The sequence below is a fragment of the Curtobacterium sp. 458 genome, from assembly GCF_030406605.1.
In the GTDB taxonomy this organism is placed as follows: domain Bacteria; phylum Actinomycetota; class Actinomycetes; order Actinomycetales; family Microbacteriaceae; genus Curtobacterium.
This window is the reverse complement of record NZ_CP129104.1, coordinates 2,338,036-2,361,618: the sequence shown is the minus strand read 5'-3', so window position 1 is coordinate 2,361,618 and position 23,583 is coordinate 2,338,036. Positions and strand designations below refer to the sequence as shown.

22 protein-coding genes and 1 tRNA gene are annotated in these 23,583 nt (G+C 72.6%); 10 read left to right on the top strand and 13 right to left on the bottom strand.

Annotated features, from left to right (window positions below; translation table 11 throughout):
• Positions 1–101: 101 nt before the first annotated feature.
• From QPJ90_RS11665 to QPJ90_RS11655, 3 genes are read right to left on the bottom strand one after another with little or no spacing between them, the layout of a single operon-like run.
• Entirely contained in the window at positions 102–1,028 is a 927-nt protein-coding gene (locus QPJ90_RS11665; RefSeq protein WP_290131386.1) for a hypothetical protein, read from the bottom strand.
• 28 nt (positions 1,029–1,056) lie between these two features.
• Entirely contained in the window at positions 1,057–1,518 is a 462-nt protein-coding gene (locus QPJ90_RS11660; protein ID WP_290131385.1) for an ImmA/IrrE family metallo-endopeptidase, read from the bottom strand.
• On the bottom strand, positions 1,515–1,958 hold the full coding sequence (locus tag QPJ90_RS11655) for a hypothetical protein (RefSeq protein WP_290131384.1): 444 nt from the start codon (positions 1,956–1,958) through the stop codon (positions 1,515–1,517). The genes QPJ90_RS11660 and QPJ90_RS11655 overlap by 4 nt, the downstream gene beginning before the upstream one ends.
• A 65-nt stretch (positions 1,959–2,023) precedes the next feature.
• Here QPJ90_RS11655 and QPJ90_RS11650 point away from each other — a divergent pair, with 65 nt between their 5' ends.
• Positions 2,024–2,674 carry a YigZ family protein gene (locus tag QPJ90_RS11650; protein ID WP_290131383.1) on the top strand — a complete coding sequence of 217 codons (651 nt, stop codon included), beginning with the start codon at positions 2,024–2,026 and terminating at the stop codon, positions 2,672–2,674.
• 96 nt (positions 2,675–2,770) lie between these two features.
• On the opposite strand, the gene QPJ90_RS11645 is transcribed toward QPJ90_RS11650, so the two are convergent.
• Positions 2,771–2,846: transfer RNA gene (locus QPJ90_RS11645), tRNA-Lys, on the bottom strand.
• 100 nt (positions 2,847–2,946) lie between these two features.
• Here QPJ90_RS11645 and bcp point away from each other — a divergent pair.
• On the top strand, positions 2,947–3,417 hold the full coding sequence (gene bcp, locus QPJ90_RS11640) for a thioredoxin-dependent thiol peroxidase (protein WP_290131382.1): 471 nt from the start codon (positions 2,947–2,949) through the stop codon (positions 3,415–3,417).
• Between the two features lie 98 nt (positions 3,418–3,515).
• Here the strand turns inward: bcp and QPJ90_RS11635 are convergent, their stop codons facing one another.
• Positions 3,516–3,947, bottom strand: coding sequence for a hypothetical protein (locus QPJ90_RS11635; protein ID WP_290131381.1), 432 nt, complete (start codon positions 3,945–3,947; stop codon positions 3,516–3,518).
• Between the two features lie 259 nt (positions 3,948–4,206).
• Here QPJ90_RS11635 and QPJ90_RS11630 point away from each other — a divergent pair, with 259 nt between their 5' ends.
• Positions 4,207–4,455: a WhiB family transcriptional regulator gene (locus QPJ90_RS11630; protein ID WP_022904217.1), complete on the top strand. Its 249-nt coding sequence runs from the start codon at positions 4,207–4,209 to the stop codon at positions 4,453–4,455.
• Between the two features lie 179 nt (positions 4,456–4,634).
• On the opposite strand, the gene QPJ90_RS11625 is transcribed toward QPJ90_RS11630, so the two are convergent.
• The gene (locus QPJ90_RS11625; RefSeq protein ID WP_290131380.1) at positions 4,635–6,140 is read right to left on the bottom strand and encodes a PAS domain-containing sensor histidine kinase; all 1,506 of its coding nucleotides are present in this window, start codon (positions 6,138–6,140) and stop codon (positions 4,635–4,637) included.
• A 240-nt stretch (positions 6,141–6,380) separates the two neighbouring features.
• On the opposite strand from QPJ90_RS11625, the gene QPJ90_RS11620 reads away from it, so the two are divergent.
• On the top strand, positions 6,381–6,725 hold the full coding sequence (locus QPJ90_RS11620) for an Rv3235 family protein (RefSeq protein WP_354670477.1): 345 nt from the start codon (positions 6,381–6,383) through the stop codon (positions 6,723–6,725).
• Between the two features lie 185 nt (positions 6,726–6,910).
• Here QPJ90_RS11620 and secA read toward each other — a convergent pair whose 3' ends face one another.
• The 6 genes from secA to mtrA all read right to left on the bottom strand — a co-directional run bounded on the left by secA (position 6,911) and on the right by mtrA (position 15,726).
• Positions 6,911–9,688: a preprotein translocase subunit SecA gene (gene secA, locus QPJ90_RS11615; RefSeq protein ID WP_290131378.1), complete on the bottom strand. Its 2,778-nt coding sequence runs from the start codon at positions 9,686–9,688 to the stop codon at positions 6,911–6,913.
• 154 nt (positions 9,689–9,842) lie between these two features.
• Entirely contained in the window at positions 9,843–10,544 is a 702-nt protein-coding gene (raiA, locus tag QPJ90_RS11610) for a ribosome-associated translation inhibitor RaiA (protein WP_290131377.1), read from the bottom strand.
• Positions 10,545–10,705: 161 nt separating this feature from the next.
• Complete coding sequence (locus tag QPJ90_RS11605; protein ID WP_290131376.1) at positions 10,706–11,404, bottom strand: phosphoribosyltransferase family protein; 699 nt, start codon at positions 11,402–11,404, stop codon at positions 10,706–10,708.
• A gap of 163 nt (positions 11,405–11,567) precedes the next feature.
• Positions 11,568–13,361 (bottom strand): GerMN domain-containing protein, encoded by a 1,794-nt coding sequence (locus QPJ90_RS11600; protein WP_290131375.1) that lies wholly within the window; start codon positions 13,359–13,361, stop codon positions 11,568–11,570.
• Positions 13,358–15,046, bottom strand: a complete 1,689-nt coding sequence (mtrB, locus tag QPJ90_RS11595) for an MtrAB system histidine kinase MtrB (RefSeq protein WP_290131374.1) — start codon at positions 15,044–15,046, stop codon at positions 13,358–13,360. The genes QPJ90_RS11600 and mtrB overlap by 4 nt, the downstream gene beginning before the upstream one ends.
• A 5-nt stretch (positions 15,047–15,051) precedes the next feature.
• Positions 15,052–15,726: an MtrAB system response regulator MtrA gene (gene mtrA / locus QPJ90_RS11590; protein WP_290131373.1), complete on the bottom strand. Its 675-nt coding sequence runs from the start codon at positions 15,724–15,726 to the stop codon at positions 15,052–15,054.
• Between the two features lie 306 nt (positions 15,727–16,032).
• On the opposite strand from mtrA, the gene QPJ90_RS11585 reads away from it, so the two are divergent.
• The 5 genes from QPJ90_RS11585 to QPJ90_RS11565 are packed head-to-tail and all read left to right on the top strand — an operon-like array spanning position 16,033 to position 21,452.
• Positions 16,033–17,187 carry a glycerophosphoryl diester phosphodiesterase membrane domain-containing protein gene (locus tag QPJ90_RS11585; protein ID WP_290131372.1) on the top strand — a complete coding sequence of 385 codons (1,155 nt, stop codon included), beginning with the start codon at positions 16,033–16,035 and terminating at the stop codon, positions 17,185–17,187.
• Positions 17,130–17,825 (top strand): DUF4129 domain-containing protein, encoded by a 696-nt coding sequence (locus QPJ90_RS11580; protein WP_290131371.1) that lies wholly within the window; start codon positions 17,130–17,132, stop codon positions 17,823–17,825. The genes QPJ90_RS11585 and QPJ90_RS11580 overlap by 58 nt, the downstream gene beginning before the upstream one ends.
• Complete coding sequence (locus tag QPJ90_RS11575) at positions 17,822–19,087, top strand: DUF4350 domain-containing protein (protein ID WP_290131370.1); 1,266 nt, start codon at positions 17,822–17,824, stop codon at positions 19,085–19,087. Before QPJ90_RS11580 ends, QPJ90_RS11575 begins: the two co-directional genes overlap by 4 nt.
• Positions 19,088–19,128: 41 nt before the next feature.
• A complete protein-coding gene (locus QPJ90_RS11570) occupies positions 19,129–20,082 on the top strand; it encodes a MoxR family ATPase (protein ID WP_290134218.1) in 954 nt (317 codons plus the stop codon).
• Positions 20,082–21,452: a DUF58 domain-containing protein gene (locus QPJ90_RS11565; RefSeq protein WP_290131369.1), complete on the top strand. Its 1,371-nt coding sequence runs from the start codon at positions 20,082–20,084 to the stop codon at positions 21,450–21,452. Before QPJ90_RS11570 ends, QPJ90_RS11565 begins: the two co-directional genes overlap by 1 nt.
• A gap of 7 nt (positions 21,453–21,459) precedes the next feature.
• Here QPJ90_RS11565 and QPJ90_RS11560 read toward each other — a convergent pair whose 3' ends face one another.
• Positions 21,460–22,455, bottom strand: coding sequence for a stage II sporulation protein M (locus QPJ90_RS11560; RefSeq protein WP_290131368.1), 996 nt, complete (start codon positions 22,453–22,455; stop codon positions 21,460–21,462).
• Between the two features lie 87 nt (positions 22,456–22,542).
• On the opposite strand from QPJ90_RS11560, the gene QPJ90_RS11555 reads away from it, so the two are divergent.
• The gene (locus tag QPJ90_RS11555; protein ID WP_290131367.1) at positions 22,543–23,412 is read left to right on the top strand and encodes an RDD family protein; all 870 of its coding nucleotides are present in this window, start codon (positions 22,543–22,545) and stop codon (positions 23,410–23,412) included.
• Positions 23,413–23,583: the final 171 nt, after the last annotated feature.

Below are 23,583 nucleotides of genomic sequence, written 5' to 3'. Positions count from 1 at the left end.
TGTGCCGGCCGGTGGGGCTCGGCCGCCCCCAACGCGGTCGAGACCCACCGGTCTGTAGCAATTGCTACAGACCCTACACGGCGCGTCGGCGACCGTCGACCTCAGGCGGGGTCGAGCGCTCCCTCGGCGGCGGCGAGGACCGCGCGCTCCTCCGGCGTCAGCACCGTCCGGCTGGCCCGCGCCCCGTCGTTGATCTCGACGATCGTGCGGCTCAGGCGCGTCTCCGGGTCGGAGGTCGCGGGGTACGCGTTGTCCGTCCCGATCCGGTCGTGGAGCGGTTGCAGGCTCCGGATCGCCCGCTCCACCGTGCCCGTCCGACGCGCGCGCCACATCTGGTGGCCGATGACGAGGAGGAGCATCCCCGACGCGACGCACAGCACGGCTCCCGGCGTCGTGACGTCGTACGGCACCGCCAGCGACCGGGTCACGGCGAGGTCCCCGACGAGGTGCGCGACGTCCATCACGACGACCACGACCATGCGGACGACGCCGAGCACGCCGCCGAGCACGAGCACCCAGAGGCCGATCCGGTCGACCAGCCCGCGGGCCTCACGCAGGCGGAGGAGGCAGATGAGCCCGGTCGCGCCGAGTGCCACGCCGAGGTACACCGTCTGCGACACCGAGTAGACCACGGCAGCCGGGTGCGCCCCGGCGTCGAGCATGAACGTCGTCGTGGTCGGCGGCTTCTCGAGCACGGTGAAGGCCGTCACGACGACGACGAGCACCACCGCGAACACCACGACGATCGCGGTCCGCAGCCAGCGTCGACCGAACCCGACGGCCTTCGCGACGCCCCACAGCAGCGTGCTCGTCCCCGCGACCATGAGACAGTCGCTCACCACCGTGACGAGGTTGAAACCGCCGAACAGCGGATCGACCCACCGGTAGAGCGGGTCCACGTTCGTCACGATCGTCGCCGCGAAGAGCAGGAAGGTCACGGCGAGGGTACGGTCCTGTCCCCGCTGGAGGACGAAGAGCACGACCGTGCCGACGACGAGCAGGAGCGCCTGGGCGACGGCCAGGATCACCGCGGCACCACCGGGTGGCGGTCGGCACTCACCCGAAGACCCCGCGGAAGTCGCTCGGACGGGTCCGGGCAGCACGGATGACCTGCGCCAGCCGGTCGGCGAACAACTCGGCCTCCCGTTCGAACGCGTTGTCGAACAGCCCGCGGGCCATCGCCCGCTCGACCTTGTACTCGGGCAGGTCCGGGATCACGTCACGGATGTACGCCGACTGCGCCTGGGCCTCCTGGTGCCGGTGCAGCACGTGCCCGAGCTCGTGCCCGATGACGAACGACCGGAAGGTCTGGGACGGCGTCGGCGAGATCATCACGAGGTGCCGGTGCTCGAGCGTGGCGACGAAGCCACACACGGGTTCCTCCGCGAGGAACGCCTCTTCACGGACCACGATGGGCTTCCCGACGATCGCGGCCGCCGCGGCGACGGCGTCGTCGACGTCCGACCAGCCCTCGGCGTCCGCCCGTGCCCAGAACGCCTCGACGAAGTCGGCGCTCACGCGACGCTCCCCCGCTGCGACTCCTCCTCGAGCACCTCGGCGATCCGCCGCAGCGCCTCGGCCGAGAGCTCCCCCGGGAAGGTCCGGGCCGCGAAGCCGCTCACCCGCGCCGACCGCAGGGAGCGAACGAGGGCGAGCTGCGCGCTGATCCGCTCCGGGACCGCGCTGTCCTCGAGCAGGAACCGCTCGTCGACCTCGAAGAACCCGGCGAGCAGACGGAGCAGACCGGAGTCGCGGTTGCGCCGGCCGTCGCCGGAGAGCATGTACGTCCACTTCGCCCGAGAGAGCGATCCACCGTGGGCGGCGACGTACTCCTCGACCGCGGCGAACGGCACGGGGGCGCCGCGCTGCGACTCCTCGAAGTCGAGCAGCAGGTTGAGCCGCCGGGCGAGCTCCGCGGCGTCCAGCGCGCCACCCCGGTCGTCGACGATGTCGTCCATGTCGATCGGACTCCTCCCCAGTCGCCAGCAGTGCAGGTCATGGTAGCGCCGGTAGCCTCGATCCGGTGAGCGCGTCCCTCCCCTCCACCATCGCCGCCCCGGTCGAGCACGAGGTCGTCGTCACGAAGTCGCGCTTCATCACCACCGTCGCACCGGTGGTGGACGTCGCCGACGCCGAGCGCGTGGTCACGGAGGTCCGGAAGCGGCACTGGGACGCGCGGCACCACTGCACGGCGATGGTGACCGGCGTCCTGGGCGACCAGGCGCGCTCCTCCGACGACGGCGAACCGAGCGGTACCGCCGGGGTCCCGATGCTCGAGGTCCTGCGTCGCCGTGGTCTCACCGACCTGGTCGCGGTGGTCACGCGGTACTTCGGCGGCGTGAAGCTCGGGGCCGGCGGACTCGTCCGGGCGTACTCGACCTCGGTGTCGGAGACCCTCGACCGCGCGGTGGTCGTGCCCCGACGGTCGTTGACCCGCGCGACGGTCGCGGTGCCGCACGCCGAGGCCGGGCGGATCGACAACGTCCTCCGCGACTGGGTCCGCCACCACGACGCGGTGCTCGGCGAGCCGGTGTACGGAGCAGCCGCGGCGTTCGAGCTGTGGGTGCCGGCAGCCGAACGGTCGCGCCTCCGAGCGGACCTCGCGGCGGTGACGGCGGGAGCCGTCGACCCGGTGTTCGGCGAGGAGCGGATCGTCGACGTCCGACCCGACTGATTTCGGGGCCGGAGTACCACTCGGGCGTGTCGTCGCTCGCGGTCGTCCGAGCCCGGGAACGACGAAGGCCCCGGTCCGTTCGGACCGGGGCCTTGCTGGTGCACCCCCTGGGACTTGAACCCAGAACCCACTGATTAAGAGTCAGTTGCTCTGCCAATTGAGCTAGAGGTGCGTTCGCTGCGTTCCGTTTCACCGTGCTGCAACGGGAAACAACAATAGCATGGCTTCGGGGTGCTCATGACCACCGGGCACCACGATCGAACAGGAGCACCATGACCGACCGTCTCGCCGCCGGCGACACCGCCCCCGACTTCACCCTCCCGGACCAGGACGGCACGGAGCACGCACTGTCCACGCTGCGGGGGAAGAAGGTCATCGTGTACTTCTACCCGGCGGCCTCCACCCCGGGGTGCACCACCGAGGCGTGCGACTTCCGCGACAACATGTCGTCGCTGCAGGCGGCCGGCTACGAGGTCCTCGGCGTCTCGAAGGACGAGCTGCCCGCACTCGCGAAGTTCCGCCACGAGCAGGCGCTCACGTTCCCGCTGCTGAGCGACCCCGACCTCGCCGTGCACAAGGCGTACGGCGCATGGGGCGAGAAGAACAACTACGGGAAGATCGTCACCGGCACCATCCGCTCGACGATCGTCGTCGACGAGGACGGCACCGTGCAGCTGCCGCTCTACAACGTGAAGGCCACCGGCCACGTCGCCAGCCTGCGGAAGAAGCTCGGCCTGGTCTGATCGGCGGAGCGCACGCACTGGAGGCCCGGTACCGGTCCACGGGACCGGCACCGGGCCTCCAGGCGGTTGCGTCAGCCCGCGTCGCCGTCCTGGCGGACTCAGTCCCCGTCGCCGTCCTGGCGGACGAGGGCGGCCGTGACCCGCCGCGAGAGCACGAGCGTGATGGCGAGCAGCGCGGGGATGAGCAGCAGCCAGCCGAACCAGGCGACGCGGAAGACTCCCTGGAACGCACCGATCGCGAGCGCGCCCTGCATCACCTGCCAGACGATGATCCCGGAGCGCACCCACGGACGGCGGTTCCGCAACCCGACGAAGAGCGCGCCGAGCCAGAGCGCCGCGATCGCGGTGAGGATCGTCAGCGCGATCCCGGAGGCGAGACTCGTCGCCGGCGAGGTGACCAGTTCGACGAGGAGCCAGACCGTGACGCCGGCCAGCGCGAGGAACTCGAGGCCGAGCACGACCTGCAGCACCGTGAACGCGGGCGAGCGCTGTCCGGGGTCCGCGGACTCGGCGGGTGTGGTGTCGTGCACAGCGATCCTCCAGCGTCGGAACCCTTGATTTGCCCCTACCAGTATGGAACGATATTCGAGGTCGTTCGGACGGCACGATGTGGTGTGCGTCTCCCGTGGTTCGACGCTCCTCCCCCGAGCGTTCCGCGGGCGTCAGACTCGCTTCCAGCGGATCCCTCCCCCACAGGGTGTCCCCTCATGCTCAGCATGCCCAGCGTTCCGATCCCCCGAACCACGTCCACGGCTGCCGTTCGAGCATCGACATCAAGGAGCACCACACATGGACTGGCGTGACCAGGCTGCCTGCCTCACCGCGGACCCCGAGCTCTTCTTCCCGGTCGGGAACACCGGCCCCGCAGTTGACCAGATCGAGAAGGCGAAGTCCGTCTGCGCCCGGTGCACCGTCACCGAGATGTGCCTGCAGTACGCCCTCGAGAACAACCAGGACTCCGGTGTCTGGGGCGGCCTCAGCGAGGACGAGCGTCGTGCGCTGAAGCGCCGCGCCGCCCGCGCTCGTCGCGCTTCCTGACCTGCGGTCCCCGAAGCCCGTCGCCCCCCTGGGGCGGCGGGCTTCGTCGTGTGCGGGAGAGGGGGGGGTGGTGCGTGCGGTGCGCGGTGCGCTTCGGTTCTGCACGAGCAAAGTCGATCGGCACCACGGTTTCCCGTGGTGCCGATCGACTTCGGTTGTGCGAGCGGCCGCCGCGGGCGTTACGCCGCGGGCGCTGCCGTCAGCCAGCGGAACGGGATCGAGATGCCGACCTCGGTCCCGCTGCCCGTGAGCGTGTGCCAGTCGATCGTCCCGCCGAGCTCGCCCTGGATGAGCGTGCGGACGATCTGCGTGCCGAGACCGGACCCGACCTTGCCCTCCGGCAGCCCTCGACCGTTGTCGCGCACCTGGATCTCGAGGTGGTCGTCGTACCGGTCGGCGACGATCTCGACCTCGCCGTCGCGGCCGTCCAGCCCGTGCTCGACCGCGTTCGTCACGAGTTCGGTGAGGCCGAGCGCGAGCGGGGTCGCCGCTTCCGAGGGCAGGACGCCGAACTCGCCGGTCTTCTTCGGGCGGACGGTGGTGTTGTGGGACGCCGCGACCTCGGTCACGAGCTTGAGCACCGAGTCGAACACCTGGTCGAAGTCGACGTTCTGGCTCAGCCCGGTCGAGAGGGTGTCGTGCACGACCGCGATCGCCGCGACCCGGCGCATGGCGTTCTGCAGCGACGTGCGGGCCTCCTCCGAGTGGGTGCGTCGCGCCTGGATGCGGAGGAGGGACGCCACCGTCTGGAGGTTGTTCTTCACGCGGTGGTGGATCTCGCGGATCGTCGCGTCCTTCGTGATGAGCTCGCGCTCCTGGTGGCGCAGCTCGGACACGTCGCGGCAGAGCACGATCGCGCCGATGCGCTCACCGTGGTCGCGGAGCGGGATCGAGCGCAGCGACACCGTGACGCCCCTCGCCTCGACGTCGGCACGCCAGGGCGCACGCCCGGTGACCACGAGCGGGAGTGACTCGTCGACGTCGAGCTTCGACCCGATGAGCTCGGTCGTCACCTCGGCCAGGGACTTGCGTTCGAGTTCGCCCTCGAAGCCCATGCGGTTGAACGCGCTGAGGCCGTTCGGGCTCGCGAAGGTCACCACGCCGTTCGTGTCGAGGCGCAGGAGTCCGTCGCTCGCACGCGGTGCCCCTCGACGCGGACCGGCCGGAGCACCGAGGTCCGGGAAGTCCCCCGTGGCGATCATGCCGAAGAGGTCGTTGGCACCGGCCGTGAAGTTCAGCTCCTGCCGGCTCGGCGTCCGCATCTCGTCCTGGTTCGAGTGCCGCGTGACGACGGCGATCGGACGGTCGGTGGTCTCCGCGCTGTTCGCCGAGAGCCGTCGGAGCACCGGGATCGCCCGCACGCGGGTCGGGGTGTCCTCGTACCAGTCGGGCTCGGCGGAGTCGACGACCCGGCTGCCGACGAAGCACTCCGTCACCTGCTCGCGCCACTCCTCGCGGATCTCCTGGCCGACGATGTCCCGGTAGAACAGCGTCGCGGCGGAACTCGGACGGGCGTGCGCGACGGCCACGAACGAGCCGTCCTCTGCCGTGGGGACCCAGAGCACCATGTCGGCGAACGAGAGGTCGGCGAGCAGCTGCCAGTCCCCGACGAGCAGGTGGAGCCACTCTACGTCGGCTTCGGAAGAACGGCCTTGCGCGAGGACGAGGTCACTGAGGGTCGACACGTGCCAAGTCTAGGTGTCGCCCTGTGTGGACAACGCCGCGTTGTCCACAGGTGACAGACCTGCGGTATTTCGAATGTTGCACTCACCATACGCTCAGCCTCAACGGAAGGGGCCGGGGTGGCGCAACGAGCAGTACGACCAGACGATGATCATCCGGAGGAGGACACCGTCCCGCCGCCGCCGCCGCTGCGCGCGGTGCCGCACAGCGTCGATCCGGCGCTCCCCGGTCCAGCGGGGCCCGTGGCGCTCCCCGATCCCGGGCAGACCGCGCGGGCACTCGCGCTCTGCGTGGTGGAGATCCTCAGCGGTGCCCGAGAGGTCGACAGCATCGCCCGCTGGGTCACCGAGGACGTGCACCGGCACCTCCAGCAGCGGTCCGCCCTCGCGGCGCGGAGTCGCTCGGCGCGCCGCAGTCCCCTCCAGCGCCCGTCGCTCCGAGCGGAACGCGTCGTGTGCTGCTCGCCCGCGGACGGCGTCGTCGAGGCCACGGTGGTCGTACACGGGCGGAGTCACGCGCGAGCGGTCGCGATCCGGCTCGAGGTGCGGAACGCGCGCTGGCGCGCGACCGCGGTCGGCGTGCTCTGATCACGCAGCCGTCTGCCGCCGCCGCACGAGTCTCGTGGTGAGCGACGTTCCTCGCGCTGGGGAGCACGAGGTCGGTCGCTGAGGGCGAGTCTCGTGCTCTGGGCGTGCGCGCAGACGCGTGCGCGCAGACGGACGGGAGGCGCGGTGCCAGCTGGCACCGCGCCTCCCGTCCGTCTGCTGCTGCGTCAGCCGCGCTTCGCCGCGCGACGCTCGGCGCGGTTGTTCGCTGCCGCCTGGCCGGAGGCCGTCGCGGCGTTGCCGAACGCGGAACCCTGCTCCGGACCCTGCTGCTCCTCGGCCTCGGCCTGCGCACGCTGCGCCCGTGCCGTCGCGGCCTGCTCCAGGCGGCCCTGCTCGTCGCGGACCTCGACCTCGCCGTCGATGGACGGTGCCGAGTACTCCAGGCCGCTCGTCCCTTCCTCGCCGAGTCCCTTGGCCTCGATGACGGCGTTCTCGCCGTCCGACTGCACCTGCACCTCGAGGTTGAAGAGGTAGCCGACGGACTCCTCGCGGATCTGGCCCATCATGCTCTGGAACAGGGCGTAGCCCTCGCGCTGGTACTCGACCAGCGGGTCACGCTGCGCCATCGCGCGGAGGCCGATGCCGTCCTTGAGGTAGTCCATCTCGTAGAGGTGGTCCCGCCAGCGGCGGTCGATGACGGAGAGCACCACGCGACGCTCGAGCTCGCGCATGGCCTCGTCGCCGAGGAGCTCCTCGCGCTTCTGGTACGCCAGCTGCGCGTCCGACAGGATCTCGCGGCCGAGGAACTCGCGCGTCGCCTTGCCCTTGGACCCGGCCTCGGTGATGACCTCGTCGATGGAGATCGAGATCGGGAAGAGCGTCCCGAGCTCGGTCCACATGGCGTCGAGGTCCCAGTCGTCCGGCGAGCCCTCACCGGTGTGGGTGTCGATGACGTCGTCGACGACGCTCTTGAGGAACGTCTGCGCACGGTCGTGGATGTCGTCGCCCTCGAGGATGTGCCGTCGGTCGCTGTAGATCGCCTCACGCTGCCGGTTCAGGACGTCGTCGTACTTGAGGACGTTCTTGCGGATCTCGGCGTTGCGGCTCTCGACCTGCGCCTGCGCCGAGCGGATCGCACGGCCGACGAGCTTGTTCTCGATCGCGAGGTCGTCCGGGACGTTCGAGCGGCCCATGAGGCTCTCGGCGGCGCCGGAGTTGAACAGGCGCATCAGGTCGTCGGTGAGCGACAGGTAGAAGCGGCTCTCACCGGGGTCGCCCTGACGGCCGGAACGACCGCGCAGCTGGTTGTCGATGCGGCGGGACTCGTGGCGCTCGGTGCCGAGGACGTACAGACCGCCGGCGTCGCGGACCTTGTCGGCCTCGTCCTTGATCTCGGCCTTGACGCGGTCGAACACGTCGTCCCACGCGGCCTCGTACTCCTCCGGCGTCTCCGTCGGGGACAGGCCCTTCGCGTGCATCTCCTGCACGGCGAGGAACTCGGAGTTTCCGCCGAGCATGATGTCGGTACCGCGGCCGGCCATGTTGGTGGCGACCGTCACCGCGCCGAGTCGACCGGCCTGCGCGACGATCGCGGCCTCTCGTGCGTGGTTCTTCGCGTTGAGGACCTCGTGCTTGACGCCCTTCTTCGCGAGGAGCTTCGATAGGTACTCGGACTTCTCGACGCTCGTGGTGCCGACCAGGACCGGCTGGCCCTTCTCGTGGCGCTCGGCGATGTCCTCGGCGACCTGCTCGAACTTCGCCTTCTCGTTCTTGTAGACGAGGTCGGTCTGGTCGATGCGCTGCATCGGCTTGTTCGTCGGGATCGGGACCACGCCGAGCTTGTACGTCGACATGAACTCGGCCGCTTCGGTCTCCGCGGTACCGGTCATGCCGGAGAGCTTCTGGTACAGGCGGAAGTAGTTCTGCAGCGTGACGGTCGCGAGGGTCTGGTTCTCGGCCTTGACCTCGACACCCTCCTTCGCCTCGATCGCCTGGTGGATGCCCTCGTTGTAGCGGCGGCCCATCAGGATGCGGCCGGTGTGCTCGTCGACGATCAGGACCTCGCCGTTCATGACGACGTAGTCCTTGTCGCGCTTGAACAGCGAGACGGCCTTGATCGAGTTGTTGAGGAACGAGATGAGCGGGGTGTTCGCCGACTCGTAGAGGTTGTCGATGCCGAGGTAGTCCTCGACCTTCTCGATGCCGGGCTCGAGCACGCCGACGGTGCGCTTCTTCTCGTCGACCTCGTAGTCCTCGCCCGGGGTGAGGCGCTTGGCGATCGAGGCGAACTCGGTGAACCAGCGGTTCGCCTCGCCCGAGGAGGGGCCGGAGATGATGAGCGGCGTGCGGGCCTCGTCGATGAGGATCGAGTCGACCTCGTCGACGATCGCGAAGAAGTGGCCGCGCTGCACCATGTCGGACGCCTGCCACGCCATGTTGTCGCGCAGGTAGTCGAAGCCGAACTCGTTGTTCGTGCCGTAGGTGATGTCGGCCGCGTACTGCTCGCGTCGCTCGGCCGGGGACTGGTTCGCGATGATGCAGCCCGTGGTCATGCCGAGCGCGCGGAACACGCGGCCCATGAGCTCCGACTGGTAGGACGCGAGGAAGTCGTTGACGGTGATGACGTGCACGCCGCGGGACGGGATCGCGTTGAGGTACGCGGCCGTCGTGGCGACGAGCGTCTTGCCCTCACCGGTCTTCATCTCGGCGATGTTGCCGAGGTGGAGCGCCGCACCGCCCATGAGCTGCACGTCGAAGTGCCGCATGCCGAGGGTGCGCTTCGAGGCCTCGCGCACGGCGGCGAACGCCTCTGGCAGGAGGTCGTCGAGGGTCTCGCCGTTCGCGTAGCGCTCCCGGAGCTCCTTCGTCTCGTCCTGGAGTTCCTCGTCGGTGAGGGACGCGAAGTCGTCTTCCAGGTCGTTGATCGCCGAGGCGTAGGCCTTCAGGCGGCGGAGGGTTCGTCCTTCACCGATGCGGAGGACCTTCTCCAGCACGTTTGCCACGTGAGCTCCTTACGAGGTCGTCTCGCGCCGTCTGCGCGATGCGATCAGCCAGTCATGCTAGCAACCCCGCGACGACCGACGCTGGGAGACGCACGGCGGTGCGCGGCCCGCGAACGGGCCGCGCACCGGGTCGTCGCGGGGTGGTGCGGTGCCGTCAGGCGAGCGCCGCAGCCGGCTCGCTCACCGCGTCCGTCCGGGCCGACGAGGGGTCGTCGATGCCGATCACGCCGTAGTCCCAACCCTTGCGGCGGTAGACGACGCTCGGGCGTCCGGTGGCCGCGTCGACGAACAGGTAGAAGTCGTGACCGACGAGTTCCATGTGGTAGAGCGCGTCGTCGACGGTCATCGGCGCGGCCTCGAAGACCTTCTCGCGGATGACGACCGGGCAGTACGCCTCGTCCTCGGGTTCGTCGTGCGCGTCGGCGTCCACCGTCGGCACCGCGCCGGTCGCGACCGACTGCAGGAGCTTCCCGTCCGCCGGGGTCACGCCGAGGTTCTCGAACGCCGAACCCGAGGCCTCGCCCACCGAGGTCGGACGGTGGCGGCCGCGGTGCACCTTGCGGCGATCACGTGCTCGTCGGAGTCGTTCGGTCAACCGGGCGAAGGCCAGGTCGAAGGCCGCGTACTTGTCCGACGCCGCCGACTCGGCCCGGACGAGCGGCCCGGGGCCGATCAGCATGAGCTCGACACGGTCCTCGCCCCCGGCGCCGCCGCTCTTCTCGTTGTGACGGCTGATCCGCACCTCGAAGGCGAGGGCCCGGTCGGCGAGCACGTCGATCTTCTCGGACTTCTGTTCGACGTAGGTCCGGAATCGGTCGGTGACCCCGACGTTCCGGCCTGTGATCGTCACGTCCATGTGGCGGCTCCCATCCACGCTCGGCGCGTCGCCTCCGTCCGGCGATCTCTGACGCCTTGCCGCGAGGCTAGACCCGTGCGCGGACGGTTGTCACGACGTCCACGCGATCCCGGCGGGACACCCACCGGACACCCAGGCGTCACCGTCCGTGCACGTCGGGGTCAGTCCTCGACGCTCGCGACGGCCACGCACCGCACCACCGTCCCGCCCGCCGCCCGGACCGCTCGGACCGCCTCGGCGAGGGTCACGCCCGTCGTCACGACGTCGTCGACCAGCACCACGGTCCGGTCCGCGACCCCGACGGCCCGCAGCGCACCCACCGTCGCCGCCACGCGCTCGGTGGCCGTGCGCTCCTTCTGCCCGTTCCCGCTCCGAGTACCGGCCCCGGCCCGGCGGCCACCCCCGCCGGACCGACCGTCGCAGCGCACCAGGGCGGACCCGACCGGCGCCCGTCCCCGTCGGAGGAGCAGCACCACGGGGTCGAAGCCGCGTCGCCGGGCACCACGGGCGGACGGCGGCACCCGGAGCACGACCGTGCCGTCCGGTGCCTCGGCGAGCGCCCGCCGCACCAGCGCGCCGAACCGCCGGGCGAGCGGGCCGGCGAGGTCGACGCGGGAGCGGAGCTTCAGCTCGAGCACGAGGGTGCGGACGAGCCCCTCGTACTCGAACGCCGCGTCCGTCCGGACACCGGCGATCAGTCGGACCCGCGGTGGTCGAGCCGCGACGTGCGTCCGGCAGGTGGCGCAGAGGGCCCGGTCGGGCACCCCGCAGCCGACGCAGTCGACCGGGAGGACGAGCCCGACCACCGCGCGCAGCGCGGCGGTCGGGTCACGGGGAGGGGACGGGCGCGGCGTGGTCACCCGCGCGATGCTGCACCGGCCTCGGGCCGGACGGGCGGCGGTCCGCCGGACGGTGGACGGGCCTCCAGGCCGGGTCGCCGGTGCAGGAGAGCCGGTGCAAGCAGCCGATGCGGGCACCCAGTGCAGGCAGCCGGTGCTGTGGCGCCGTCAGCGCTGGGTGCCGTCAGCGCTGGGTGCCGAGCACGCTCGCCGTGACGCCGGTGGGCTCCCACCCACCGCCCGTCGACTGCAGGACCTGCCCGTTCGACATGCGCAGCAGCAGCGACCCGCCACTGCCGCCGACGATCGTCGTCGCCCGACCGTCGGGCTGCGGGAGCGTCGTGGCGCGGCCACCGATCGTGGTGCGCACGATCTCCGGGCCGCTCTCGGTCTGCCCGACCGAGGCCACGTCGACGTCGCTGACCCAGGTCGCGGAGACGGCGTCCTCGGACGCGGCCTGCACCCGCACCGGCGGGCCGAGCGCCGTCGGCACCCGGTCGCGGTCGCGCTCGATCGCCATCACGTAGAGCGCCGGTCCGTCCGCGGTCTGCAGGAGCGCGAGCGCGCGGGTGGAGTCCCGGGAGACCTGGAAGGAGACGAGCTTGCCCGACGGCAGCGTCGTCGACACGTCGTGGGGTTCGCCGGTCAGCGAGTACGACCGCACCTTCGACGGCTGGTCCTCGCTCGCGACCCAGACGGAGCCCCCGCCGACGTCGTCGACGGACGGCGCAACGAGGTCGGTGCGGGTGTCCACGCGGAGACGCTGCTGCCCCGAGCGGACGACGAACACGCCCTCGTCGCTCCGGACCGCCGCGAACGTCCCCGAGGCGCTCAGGGCGACCGCGTCCGGGTCGAGCGCGACGATCTGCTGGCTCATCCCACCGCCGAGCGCGGACACGGAGCCGGTACCGGCCGCGTACCCGACCTTGCCGCGGGCCTCGACGAGGGGGCGTGGGTCGACGTCCGGGTTCTGCTGCGCGTCCGACGACCCGCTCGACGGGACGGACAGGCTCGCGCCCTCGACCGTCAACGTCACCGACGACACGGACGCGACCGTGGCGAGCGACTTCGCGAGTTGTTCGCGCATCCGGACCCGGTCGGCCGTGCTGGCTCGGAGGGCGGCGCTCGAGAGGTCGACCTGCGCGGTGCCGTTCTCGATCGTCACGGCGTTGAGCGACAGTTGGGTGCCCTTCGGGAACGCGGAGACCACCGCGCCGTCGAGCCAGTCCGCCGGGCCGGCGAGGAGCGCGCTGACGACCCGGGTGGCCACCGAGGACTGGGCGAGGAACCAGCGGACGTCGGGGACGAGGGAATCGCCGGTCGGGTCGAAGAAGTAGAGCGCGTGCTGCTGGAAGACCGACTGGAAGCGCACCGGCGACAGGATGATGCCGTCGGGGGCGTACGCGATGCGCCAGTCGTCGCCCTCCCGGACGAACTGGAACGTCAGCGTCGAGGTGGTCGGCCGGACGGCCTGCGTGTACTCGCCGTCCGCGTCGACCGAGGCGCTCGCGGTCAGCGTGTACGTCAGCTCGTTCGCACCGACGCGCTCGACCTGCCCGCTGCCGTCGCTGATCGTGACGCCCTGCCGCGGGTTCCACTTCTGCGAGAAGCCGGAGGACAGGAACTCGCGAGCGGTCGCGTAGTTGTTCTGTGCGCCGGTCGCCGCCGCGATGAAGCCGCGGAGCACGGCGGTCTGGTCCTCGCCGCCGGAGGGGCCGTCGGGACGCAGCTCGACGCCGGAGACGGACTCGTCCTTGATGGACTGTCCGGAGCGGACGTCGCCGGAGACCGGGATCGCGGCGCACGCGGCGAGCGCGACGAGCGTCAGGGCGGCGAGCGCGACCGCGAGGCTGCGGCGGAGGCCGCCGCGCGGGGCGCGGGCCGCGGCGCCGGTGGTCGGGCGGGCGGCGGCGCCCGCGGTCGCGCGGGCGCCGCCCTGGTCCGCGGCGGTGCGGCCGGCTGCGGTGCGGCGGGTCATGCGTCCTCCTCGCGGACGGCGCGGGGACCGTCGTAGGGGTCGTCGAGGTCGGGCAGCGGGATCGCGGACGTCGCCGTCGACACGTGACCAGTGCGCGGCAGGGTGAGCACGAACGCCGACCCGTCGCCGACCCGGGACCACACGTCGATCCGGCCGCCGTGCAGGTTCGCGTCCCCGAGGCTGATCGCGAGCCCGAGCCCGGTTCCCCCGATGGTGCGCTTGCGGCTCGGGTCCGCACGCCAGAACCGGTCGAACACCCGGGCGGCGTCCTCCGGGGGCATGCCGACGCCGTGGTCGCGCACCGCGATCGCGACCGTGCGCGCGTCGCTGTCGACGACGACCTGCACCGGCCGTTCCTCACCGTGCTCGATGGCGTTGCCGACGAGGTTCCGCATGATCCGCCGGATGCGCTTGGCGTCGAGCTGCATCGTCGTGTGGCCGCCCGGTGTGTGCAGCTGGAGGTCGACCCCGGCGCGTTCGGCGAGCGGACGGAACTCCTCGACGATGTCTGCGGCGAGCGCCGCGGGGACGACCGGCTCGGTGTCGAGCTGCGCCGCCTGCGCGTCGTAGCGGGAGATCTCGAGGAGGTCGGCGAGGAGGAGCTCGAAGCGTTCGACCTGGGCGTGCAGGAGCTCCGCCGACCGCGCCACCGCCGGCTCGAACGCGTGCCGGGAGTCGTAGAGCACGTCACCCGCGAGACGGATCGTGGTGAGGGGCGTGCGGAGTTCGTGCGAGACGTCGGAGACGAAGCGCTGCTGCACCCGGGACAGTTCGGCGAGCTGCGTGATCTGCCGGCTCACCGCGTCGGCCATGCCGTTGAAGCTCCGCGCGAGGGTGGCGATGTCGTCCTCGCCGTGCACCGGGATGCGCTCGTCGAGGCGGCCGGCGGCGATCTTGCGGCTCGTCTCGGCGGCCCCGCGGATCGGCACGACGACGAGCCGCACCACGAGGCTGGTGACGAGGGCGATGAGGACGATGAGCGCCACGCCGCCGATCGACAGCGTCTGCGACACGAAGTCGAGGGTCTGCTGGGCGTCCGAGAGGTCGTAGACGAGGTACAGCTCGTACTGGCCGGCGCTCGGGATCTGGAGCGTCGAGCCGACCGCGAGCCCGGGCTGCCGGCGTCCCTCGTCGTCGAGCTGCACGGGCTGGAGGCTGAGCCGTCCGGTGTTCTTGGCGACCTCCTTCCGCAGCGCGTCGGTGATGACGGCGTCGGGGAAGTCGCGCGTGACGATGGTCTGCAGGGTCTGCGGCGTCGTCTGACCAGGGGTCCGCTCGATCGCGACGTCGGTGCCGCCGGGGCTCGTCGTGTTCGAGAGGATCGCCTGCTGCGCCTCGTTCTGCAGCGTCTCGAGCTCGGACTGGTTGTTGTCCTCGCTGGCGGTCGCGGCGTCGAAGATGTTCTGCGCCACGAGGGTCGCGCGGGCCGACTCGGACTCGATCTGGTCGCGGCGCTGCGCGTAGACGTTGTTCGAGATACTCACCATGACGGCGGTGCCGATGACGGCGACCGCGAGACCGGTGGTGACGACGGTGATCGCCACCGACCGGAACATGAGCGACCGGCGCCACAGGTAGGCGATGCCGCGCCAGCCGCGGCGCGCCCACCGGCGCAGCCGACGGCCGACCCGGCCGAGGGTGCCGCTCGGTGCCGCGCGGGGTCGCGACGGGGGTCGTCGCGGCACGGTGCTCAGGCTCCTCCGGCCCGGTACCCGACGCCGCGGACGGTCGTGACGATCTTCGGGTTGTCCGGGTCGTGCTCGATCTTCGCGCGGAGGCGCTGGACGTGCACGTTCACCAGGCGGGTGTCCGCCTTGTAGTGGTAGCCCCACACCTGCTCGAGGAGCATCTCGCGGGTGAAGACCTGGTTCGGCTTCTCGGCGAGGGCGCGGAGGAGGTCGAACTCGAGCGGGGTGAGGGCGATCGCGGTGTCGCCGCGGCGGACCTCGTGCCCGGGGACGTCGACGGTGAGGTCCCCGACGTGCAGCACGGTCGAGTCGGAGGCCGTGGGTCGGAGCCGGGTGCGGATGCGCGCGACGAGCTCCTTCGGGTTGAACGGCTTGACCACGTAGTCGTCCGCGCCGTTCTCCAGCCCGACGACGACGTCGGCGGTGTCGCTCTTCGCGGTGAGCATGATGATCGGTGTCCCGCTCTCGGCGCGGATGCGCTTGCAGACCTCGATGCCGTCGATGCCGGGGAGCATCACGTCGAGGAGCACGAGGTCCGGATCCGAGTTCCGGAACGCGTCGACGGCGTCGTTGCCGTCGGCGCTGAACTCGGGTTCGAAGCCCTCGGAGCGGAGGACGATGCCGATCATCTCGGCGAGGGCCTGGTCGTCGTCGACGACGAGGATGCGCGGTGTCATGTGATGGGGGCTTCCGTCCCTGTGGAGCGTGGGTGTCGGTCCGACACCGTTCCTCACGATAGCCGAGGCCCCCGCCGTCGACGCTTTTCCGCCAGGATGGAGACCACCGCGTGTCCGCGTGCGGTGCGACGGAGGGGGTGGGGCATGTCCGGCTGGCAGGTACCGGGGTCCGACGGTGCGCAGGAGCGCCCGACTGGAGGCCCGCAGCAGCCCGTCCCGCAGCCGCCGTCCGCCCCGTGGCCGGGTGCAGGGCCCGGTGCGGGTCCCCGTCCGGGCGCCGGGGCGCCGACCGCGTCCCGTCCGGTGGTGCCGCTGCGACCGCTCGGCCTCGGCGACGTGCTCGGGGGTGCCTTCACCGTGTTCCGACGCAACGCCCGGGTGCTGCTGCTCTGGAGCTTCCTCGTCACGGGTGTGATCGGCGTGCTCGCGAAGGTGGCGTCGACCCTCTCCCAGGGCACCCTGCAGGCGCGGGTGTTCAGCACGCTCGACTCGGGCACGTCCTCGGCCGACGCGGCGTCGGTCGCCGCCGGCACCGCCACGGCGTTCCTGCTGCTCTCGGTCGGGCTGCCGTTCGTCGCGGCACTGTTCCGTGGGTTCCTCCTCGCGCCCGTCGCGGTGGACACCGGGCAGCGGGTGCTCGGACGCCGAGCGACGTTCCGTGGCGTCTGGGCCCTCCTCGCGGGTCGCCGCTGGTCGGTCGTGGCGTGGGTGCTCCTGCAGGCGGCGGCCGGCGTGCTGCTCGGCGGGGTGTTCCTCGCGGTGTTCATCGGCTTCGTCGTCGCGCTCGTGAGCAGCCGGGCCGAGTTCGGCTGGTTCCTGCTCGCGGTGCTCGTGGTGGGACTCGGCGGCGCGGTGGTGTCGACGTGGCTGACGACGAAGTTCGCGTTCACCATCCCGACCATCGCGCTCGAGGGCCGCGGGGTGTTCTCCGCGGCCGGGCAGTCGTGGCGGCTGACCCGAGGGGCGTTCTGGCGGACCTTCGGCATCATGCTGCTCGTGAACGCCGCGTTCGCGTTCGCGGTGTCGATCGCGTCGTTCCCGCTCTCGATCGCCACGGTGCTCGTCGGCGGCGTGTTCGACCCGCTCGGGCAGACCTCCGGGTCCGACGGCGGCGTGTGGTCGGTCGTCGTGGTGGTCGTCGGCGCCCTGCTCGTCACGGCGGTGCAGTGCACGACCGACGTCATCTCGGGCTCGGTGCTGACGTTCCTGGCGATCGATCGTCGGATCCGGACCGAGGGGCTCGACCAGCGCATCGCGTCGCACCTCGACACCGGAGTGCCGACCGACCCCTTCGCCCCGGCCGATCCCCTACCGCCGGCGCCCCCTGGTGCGTGGGGGCCGCCCGGGGCGTGGGGACCGCAGCCGCAGTGGGGGCCGCCGCCACAGTGGGGTCCACAGCCCCAGTGGGATCCGCAGCCGCCGCAGCAGTGGGCACCGCCGCAGTGGGGCGGACCGCGGTGAGCGCGGTCGACCCCGACGAGGCGCGCCGACTGCTCGAGCAGGAGCTCCAGCACCAGCGGTACGACGCGGCACGGCCGACGTGGTGGGACCGGGCGTCGAAGGCGTTCCTCGACTGGCTCGGATCACTCCGCGCCGACGGACTCGACTCCCCAGCGTTCGGGCACACGCTGCTCGTCGTCGCGGTGGTCGTCCTCGTCGCCGTGGCGGTCGTGGTCGTCCTCGCTCGTGGCCTCCCCCACCGCCGGGCCCGCACGTCCGGATCGCCCGGCGGCGGCGTCTTCGAGGACGGTGACACCCGGACCAGCGCCGACCTCGTGCGCTCCGCGGAGGCCGCTGCTGCTCGGGGCGACTGGACCACGGCGGTGCTCGACGGCTTCCGGGCGCTCGCGCGCGGCCTCGGCGAGCGTGACCTCGTGCCGGACGTACCCGGTTCCACGGCGCGGGCGATCGCGGCGCGCGCGGCCCGGTCGTTCCCCGACCTGGACGACGCCCTCGACGGTGCCGCCCGGGTCTTCGACGACGTCCGCTACCTCGGTCGCACGGCCGACCGGGACACCGGGACCGTCGTCCTCGACACCGCCCGGACCGTGGCCCGTACCCGCCCGGTCCGCCCGGACGCCCCGGTGGTGCCCGCGTGAGCGCCACCCTGACGACACCGCCGCACGCCCCGGACCGGCACGTGGACCCGGACCCGGCCTCGTCCACGCCGTCGGGCCGACGTCGACGGTGGGGCGTCTGGGTCGTCGTCGCCCTCGTCGCCGTGCTCCTCGCCGGACTCACGGCCGCGGTGGGCGGGCAACGGGGGCCCGCCACGCGGGAGCTCGACCCCCGCAGCCCGTCGGCGAGCGGCGCCGAGGCACTCGTCCGGGTGCTCGAGCAGCGCGGCACAGCCGTCGACGTCGTGCGGTCCGCCGACCGGGTCGGCACCGGCACCGTGTTCGTCGACGACGCCGACCGAGCGTTGTCAGCGGCCGTCGCGCGCCGGATCGCCCGCTCCGCCGAACACGTCGTCCTGGTGGGCGGGTCCGGCGCCGTCCTCGAGGCGTTCGGCCTCGACGTCGAGCCGGTCGCCACCGTCGGCGACGGGTCAGCGGTCGGCACGACGACCTGCGCGGTCCCGGAGGTCGCCGCCGCCCGCTCCGTCACCGCCGACGGCACGTCCTACCGGGTGTCGGGCGGCGACGTGGAACGCTGCGTCCCGACCGGCTCCGGCGACGCCCAAGGGTGGGGCATCGTCCGGGCCACGACCGACGGCGGCGACGTGACCCTGCTCGGCACCACGAACGCGCTCCGGAACGACACGATCACGACCGCGGGCAACGCCGGGCTCGCACTGGGGCTGCTCGGCGGGAGCGACCGGCTCACCTGGTACATCCCGACGCCGGGGAGCGCCGACGCCGCGCCCACCCTCGGAGACCTCGCGCCCCCGTGGGTCCCGAGCGCGATCGCGCTCCTCGCGCTCGTCGCCGTCGCCGCCGCGGTCTGGCGCGGACGACGACTCGGTCCGCTCGTCGTCGAACCGCTGCCCGTCGTGGTCCGCGCCGCCGAGACGACCGAGGGCCGGGCCCGCCTCTACGCACGGACGCGCGACCGGACGCACACGCTCGACACGCTGCGCGTCGCGGCACTCCGACGCATCGGCACCCGCCTCGGGCTCCCCCGCTCCGCCCACGTCGACGAGGTCGTCCGGGCAGCGGCACGGGCGACCGGCCGACGCCACACCGACGTCGGCGCCGTGCTCGTCGGCGGTCCGGCGACGACCGACGCCGCCCTGACCGCCGGCGTCGCCGCGCTCGACGACCTCGAGCACGCCGTGACCGCCGCCGCCACGGGCGCGACCGCCGCCCCCGCCGAACCGACCGAACCGACCGACCGAGACCGACCTGGAGCACGAGCGTGACCGACCTGCCCCCGAACCACCAGCAGCAGCCCGCCGTCGCGGTGGCCGACCCGCTCCGCGACGCCTTCGACCGCGTCCGCGCCGAGGTCGCGAAGGCCGTCGTCGGCCAGGAGGGCGCGGTGTCCGGCATGATCGTCGGGCTGCTCGCGCAGGGCCACGTGCTCCTCGAGGGCGTCCCCGGGGTCGCGAAGACGCTGCTCGTCCGGAGCCTCGCGGCGGCGATGTCCCTCGACACGAAGCGCATCCAGTTCACGCCGGACCTCATGCCGGGCGACGTCACCGGGTCGCTCGTGTACGACGCGTCGACGGGCACGTTCCCGTTCCGCGAGGGCCCCGTGTTCACGAACGTGCTCCTCGCCGACGAGGTGAACCGGACGCCCCCGAAGACGCAGTCCGCGCTCCTCGAGGCCATGGAGGAACGTCAGGTCAGCGTCGACGGGGACGCACGACCCCTGCCCGACCCGTTCTTCGTCGCCGCGACCATGAACCCGATCGAGTTCGAGGGCACCTACACGCTGCCCGAGGCCCAACTCGACCGGTTCCTGATGAAGCTCACGCTCGACGTGCCACCGCGGGACGTCGAGTGGCAGGTCCTCCGACGGCACGCCGACGGCTTCGTCCCGCGGGACGTGTCGTCGGCGGGCATCGTCCCGGTGGTCGGACGCGACGAGGTGCTGGCGGCCCAGCGCGCGGTCCGCGGGGTCGGTGCGCGGGACGACGTGCTCGCCTACGTCGTGGACCTCGCCCGCGCCACGAGGCAGGCGCCGTCCGTCCGGGTCGGCGTGAGTCCGCGCGGTGCCACGGCCCTCCTCGCCGCGGCGAAGGCCTGGGCGTGGATCACCGGGTACGACGCGATCACCCCGGACCACGTGCAGGCGATGGTCCTGCCGGTCTGGCGCCACCGGCTGCGGGTCGCCGCGGACGCCGAACTCGAGGGCGTCGGCGCGGACGGTGTGCTGCAGCAGGTCCTCGAGCAGGTCCGGGTGCCGATCTAGTGGCCGTCAGCGGACGGTTCGTCGCGCTCCTCGCGGTCGGCGTCGTCCTCGTCGTGCTGCTCGGCACGGGGTGGGCGGGCCTCGCGTGGGTCGGGGTCGTGGTCGTGGCCGCGGCGCTCGACGTGCTGCTCGCGGCCGACCTCGGACGGGTGCGCGTCGACCGCCGGATGCCCCGACTCGCACGTCGGGACACCGTGGCCGACGGCACGCTCGTCCTCGCGAACGACGGCCCGCGCCCGCTCCGTGCGCTCGTCCGCGACATGTGGGAGCCCTCGACCGGGTTCGGGCCGGACCGCGTCCGCCTGACGGTGCCCTCCGGGGAACGGCGCACCGCCCGCGTCCGGTTCGCGCCGTTCCGTCGTGGGCGTCGACGGACCGCGGGCGTCGCCGTCCGGGCGTTCGGACCGCTCGGGCTCGCCGCACGGCAACGGGTCCTGCCGGCTCCGGCCGAGCTCGTCGTGACGCCGCCCTTCCGGTCCCGTCGACACCTGCCGTCCCGGCTGGCACGACTCCGGGAGCTCGACGGCGAGACGACGCTGCAACTCCGCGGCCACGGCACCGAGTTCGACTCCCTCCGCGACTACGTCCGGGGCGACGACGTCCGGTCGATCGACTGGCGGGCGACCGCCCGTCGGCAGGACCTCGTGGTGCGGACCTGGCGTCCGGAACGGGACCGTCGGGTCGTGGTCGTCGTCGACGCCGGCCGTGCCGGGGCGGGGCGGATCGAGGACGAGCCGCGGCTGGACACCTTCATCGAGTCGGCGCTGCTGCTCGGCGCGCTCGCTGCCGCAGCCGGGGACCGCGTCGACCTCGTCGTGCTCGACGACCACGTCCGCGAACGGGTCGTCGGCGCCACCCGGACGGACGTCGTGCAGCGGTTCGGCGAGGCCCTCGCACAGGCCGAGCCCGGGCTCGCCGCCACCGACTGGGCCGCGGTGCCGGCGGTCGTCGACGCGGTCACGACCTCCCGAGCGCTCGTCGTGCTGCTCTCCGGCCTCGACTCGGTCGGGGCGTCTGGCGACCTGTTGGCCGTGCTCCCCCGGCTGACCGCGCGCCACGCGGTCGTCGTGACGAGCGTGACCGACCCGGCCGTCTCGGCGGCGGCGCTCCCAGCCCTGGAGCCGGCCACCGGACGACGCGGAGCAGCCGTCGGACGCGGGGCGGGCCTCCCGGCCGGGGCAGCACGCGCCGGGGCTGCCGAACGCGACGTCCACCGACGGGCGGCCGCCGAACGCACCCTGCTCGACGCCGACGGGGTCGCGGACGCCGCTCGCCGTGCCGGTGCGGAGGTCGTGCGGGGCGTGCCGACGGCGGTGCCGCCGCTCGTCGCCGACGCCTACATCCGCGCGAAGGCGGCCGGACGGCTCTGACGGCTGCTCAGCCGGCGGTCAGCGCCGTCGCGCCGCGCTCGAACTCCTCGAGGTCACCGCGCTCCCCCGCGCGGTACGCCCGACCGCCGACCACCCACTGGTAGACGAGGACCAACGCGAGCGCGGCCGTCCCGATGCCGATCTTCACCGGCCACGGCCAGGGCTGGCGGGTGACGACGCCCTCGACGAGCCCGGACAGGAGCAGCGTCAGCGTCAGTCCGACCGCGACCGTGATGAGCGCGCGACCGTCCTCGGCGAGTGCCTGCGCCCGGGTCCGCGCGCCCGGCGCGATCCACGACCACGCGATCATCAGTCCGGCGGCTCCGGCGACGAAGATCGAGTACAGCTCGAGCTGACCGTGCGGTGCGATCCAGAGGAAGAAGTCGCCGAGGCGCCCCTGGGAGTGCATGACCGCGCCGGACACCCCGAGCCCGACGGCGTTCTGCACGATCGAGAACGGGACGAAGACGCCGGTGATGCCGAACGCGACCATGCTCGCGGCGATGTAGGCGTTGTTCGTCCACACCTGCGCCGTGAACGCCCCGAGCCCGTGGTCCGAGTAGTAGTCGACGAAGTCCTGCGTCGCGTACCGCCGGAGCGCCTCGGGCGTGCCGAACGTGTCGACCGCGCCGGGGGTGGCGCTGATCCACACGCCGACGACGACCCCGATGAGCGTCGTCGCGACGGCCACCCAGATCGTGGTCCAGCGGATCCGGTAGAGCGCGGCGGGGAGCTGCACCGCGAAGAACGTCGTGAGCGCGGTCAGCGGGTCGACCGGGGTGCCGGTGAAGCGGAGCCGGGCGCGGAAGAGGGTGAGCGAGAGGCGGTCCCCCGTCGCGGTCCGGGGCGCTGCGCCACGGATGCGGGCGAGGTCGGTCGCGGCCTCCTGGTAACCGGAGACGAGTGCGTCGACGTCCGCGCCGGAACGGGGACGGCGGCGAGCGAGTCGGTCGAGCTCCTGCCAGCGGTCACGGTGCACGTCGCTGTACGCGTCGAGGTCCACTGCTCCCCCTCGTGGTCCGGCTCGGGTGCGCGGTGCCGGCGGTCCGGCACCGGTGCGTGGCGCCCCGGTCTCCGACAGAATGATCCCATGCCGAAGCCGACCGCGCCGCGCGACCTCGCGGACACGCGCTTCGTCCGGTCGATCGACGACACCGTGGACGAGCTCGTCGTCGGTGAGGCGGTGGCGCTCGACGTCCAGCCGGCCGGCATCGCGCTCCGACTGGCCGCAGCGCTCCTCGACGCGGTGTGCACCGTCGCGCTGTACGTCATGCTGCTCATCGGTCTCGCTCGTGTGGTCCCGAGCGGGGTCGACACGGGCTGGGTGGCGGCGTTGCAGATCGCCGTCCTCGTCCTCGTGCTCGTGCTCGTGCCCGCCGCCGTCGAGGCCACCACCCGCGGCAAGAGCGTGGGACGGTACGCGACGGGCACGCGCGTCGTGCGGACGGACGGCGGGGCGATCGGGTTCCGGCACGCCTTCACGCGCGCCCTCGTCGGGCTGCTCGAGCTCTGGGGCACGCTCGGCTCGTTGGCGCTGCTCGTGGCGTTGTTCGGGTCGCGGCCGCGGCGGCTCGGGGACCTGCTCGCCGGGACGGTCGTGCAGCACGAGCGGGCACGGCGGACGGCGGACCCGGTGGTGCTCATGCCGGTCGAGCTCGGCGAGTGGGCCCGGGTCGCGGACGTGTCGTCGCTCCCCCAGCGGCTCGAGAACCGGCTCGGGGCGTTCTTCCGCGGAGCCGCCGACATGCGGCCGGACCACCGGACGGCGACGGCGGACGCCCTCGCCGCGGCCGTCGCTGGGCACGCGCACCCGGTGCCGCCCGTGCCCGCCGAGGTCTTCCTCGCCGGGGTCGTGGCGCTCCGGCGGGACCGGGACCTCCGCGCGCTGCGGGGTCGAGCGGCGACGATCGCTGCGGCGGCCGCCACGGCAGGTGCGCGGCCCCCGGGCTTCCCGCGATAGCCCGCGCTGGCCTGCGGCCCGCGGGGCGGCGGGCGCCGTGCGCCCCGCGCGCCGTGCGTAGCGCTGCGCTGCGCGGATCGCGTTCGCACAACCGAAGCCACCACGAACCACGCGCAACCGTGGTGCGGCACGACTTTGGTTGTGCGCCGCGCCGCGCGTCGTGCGCCCGCG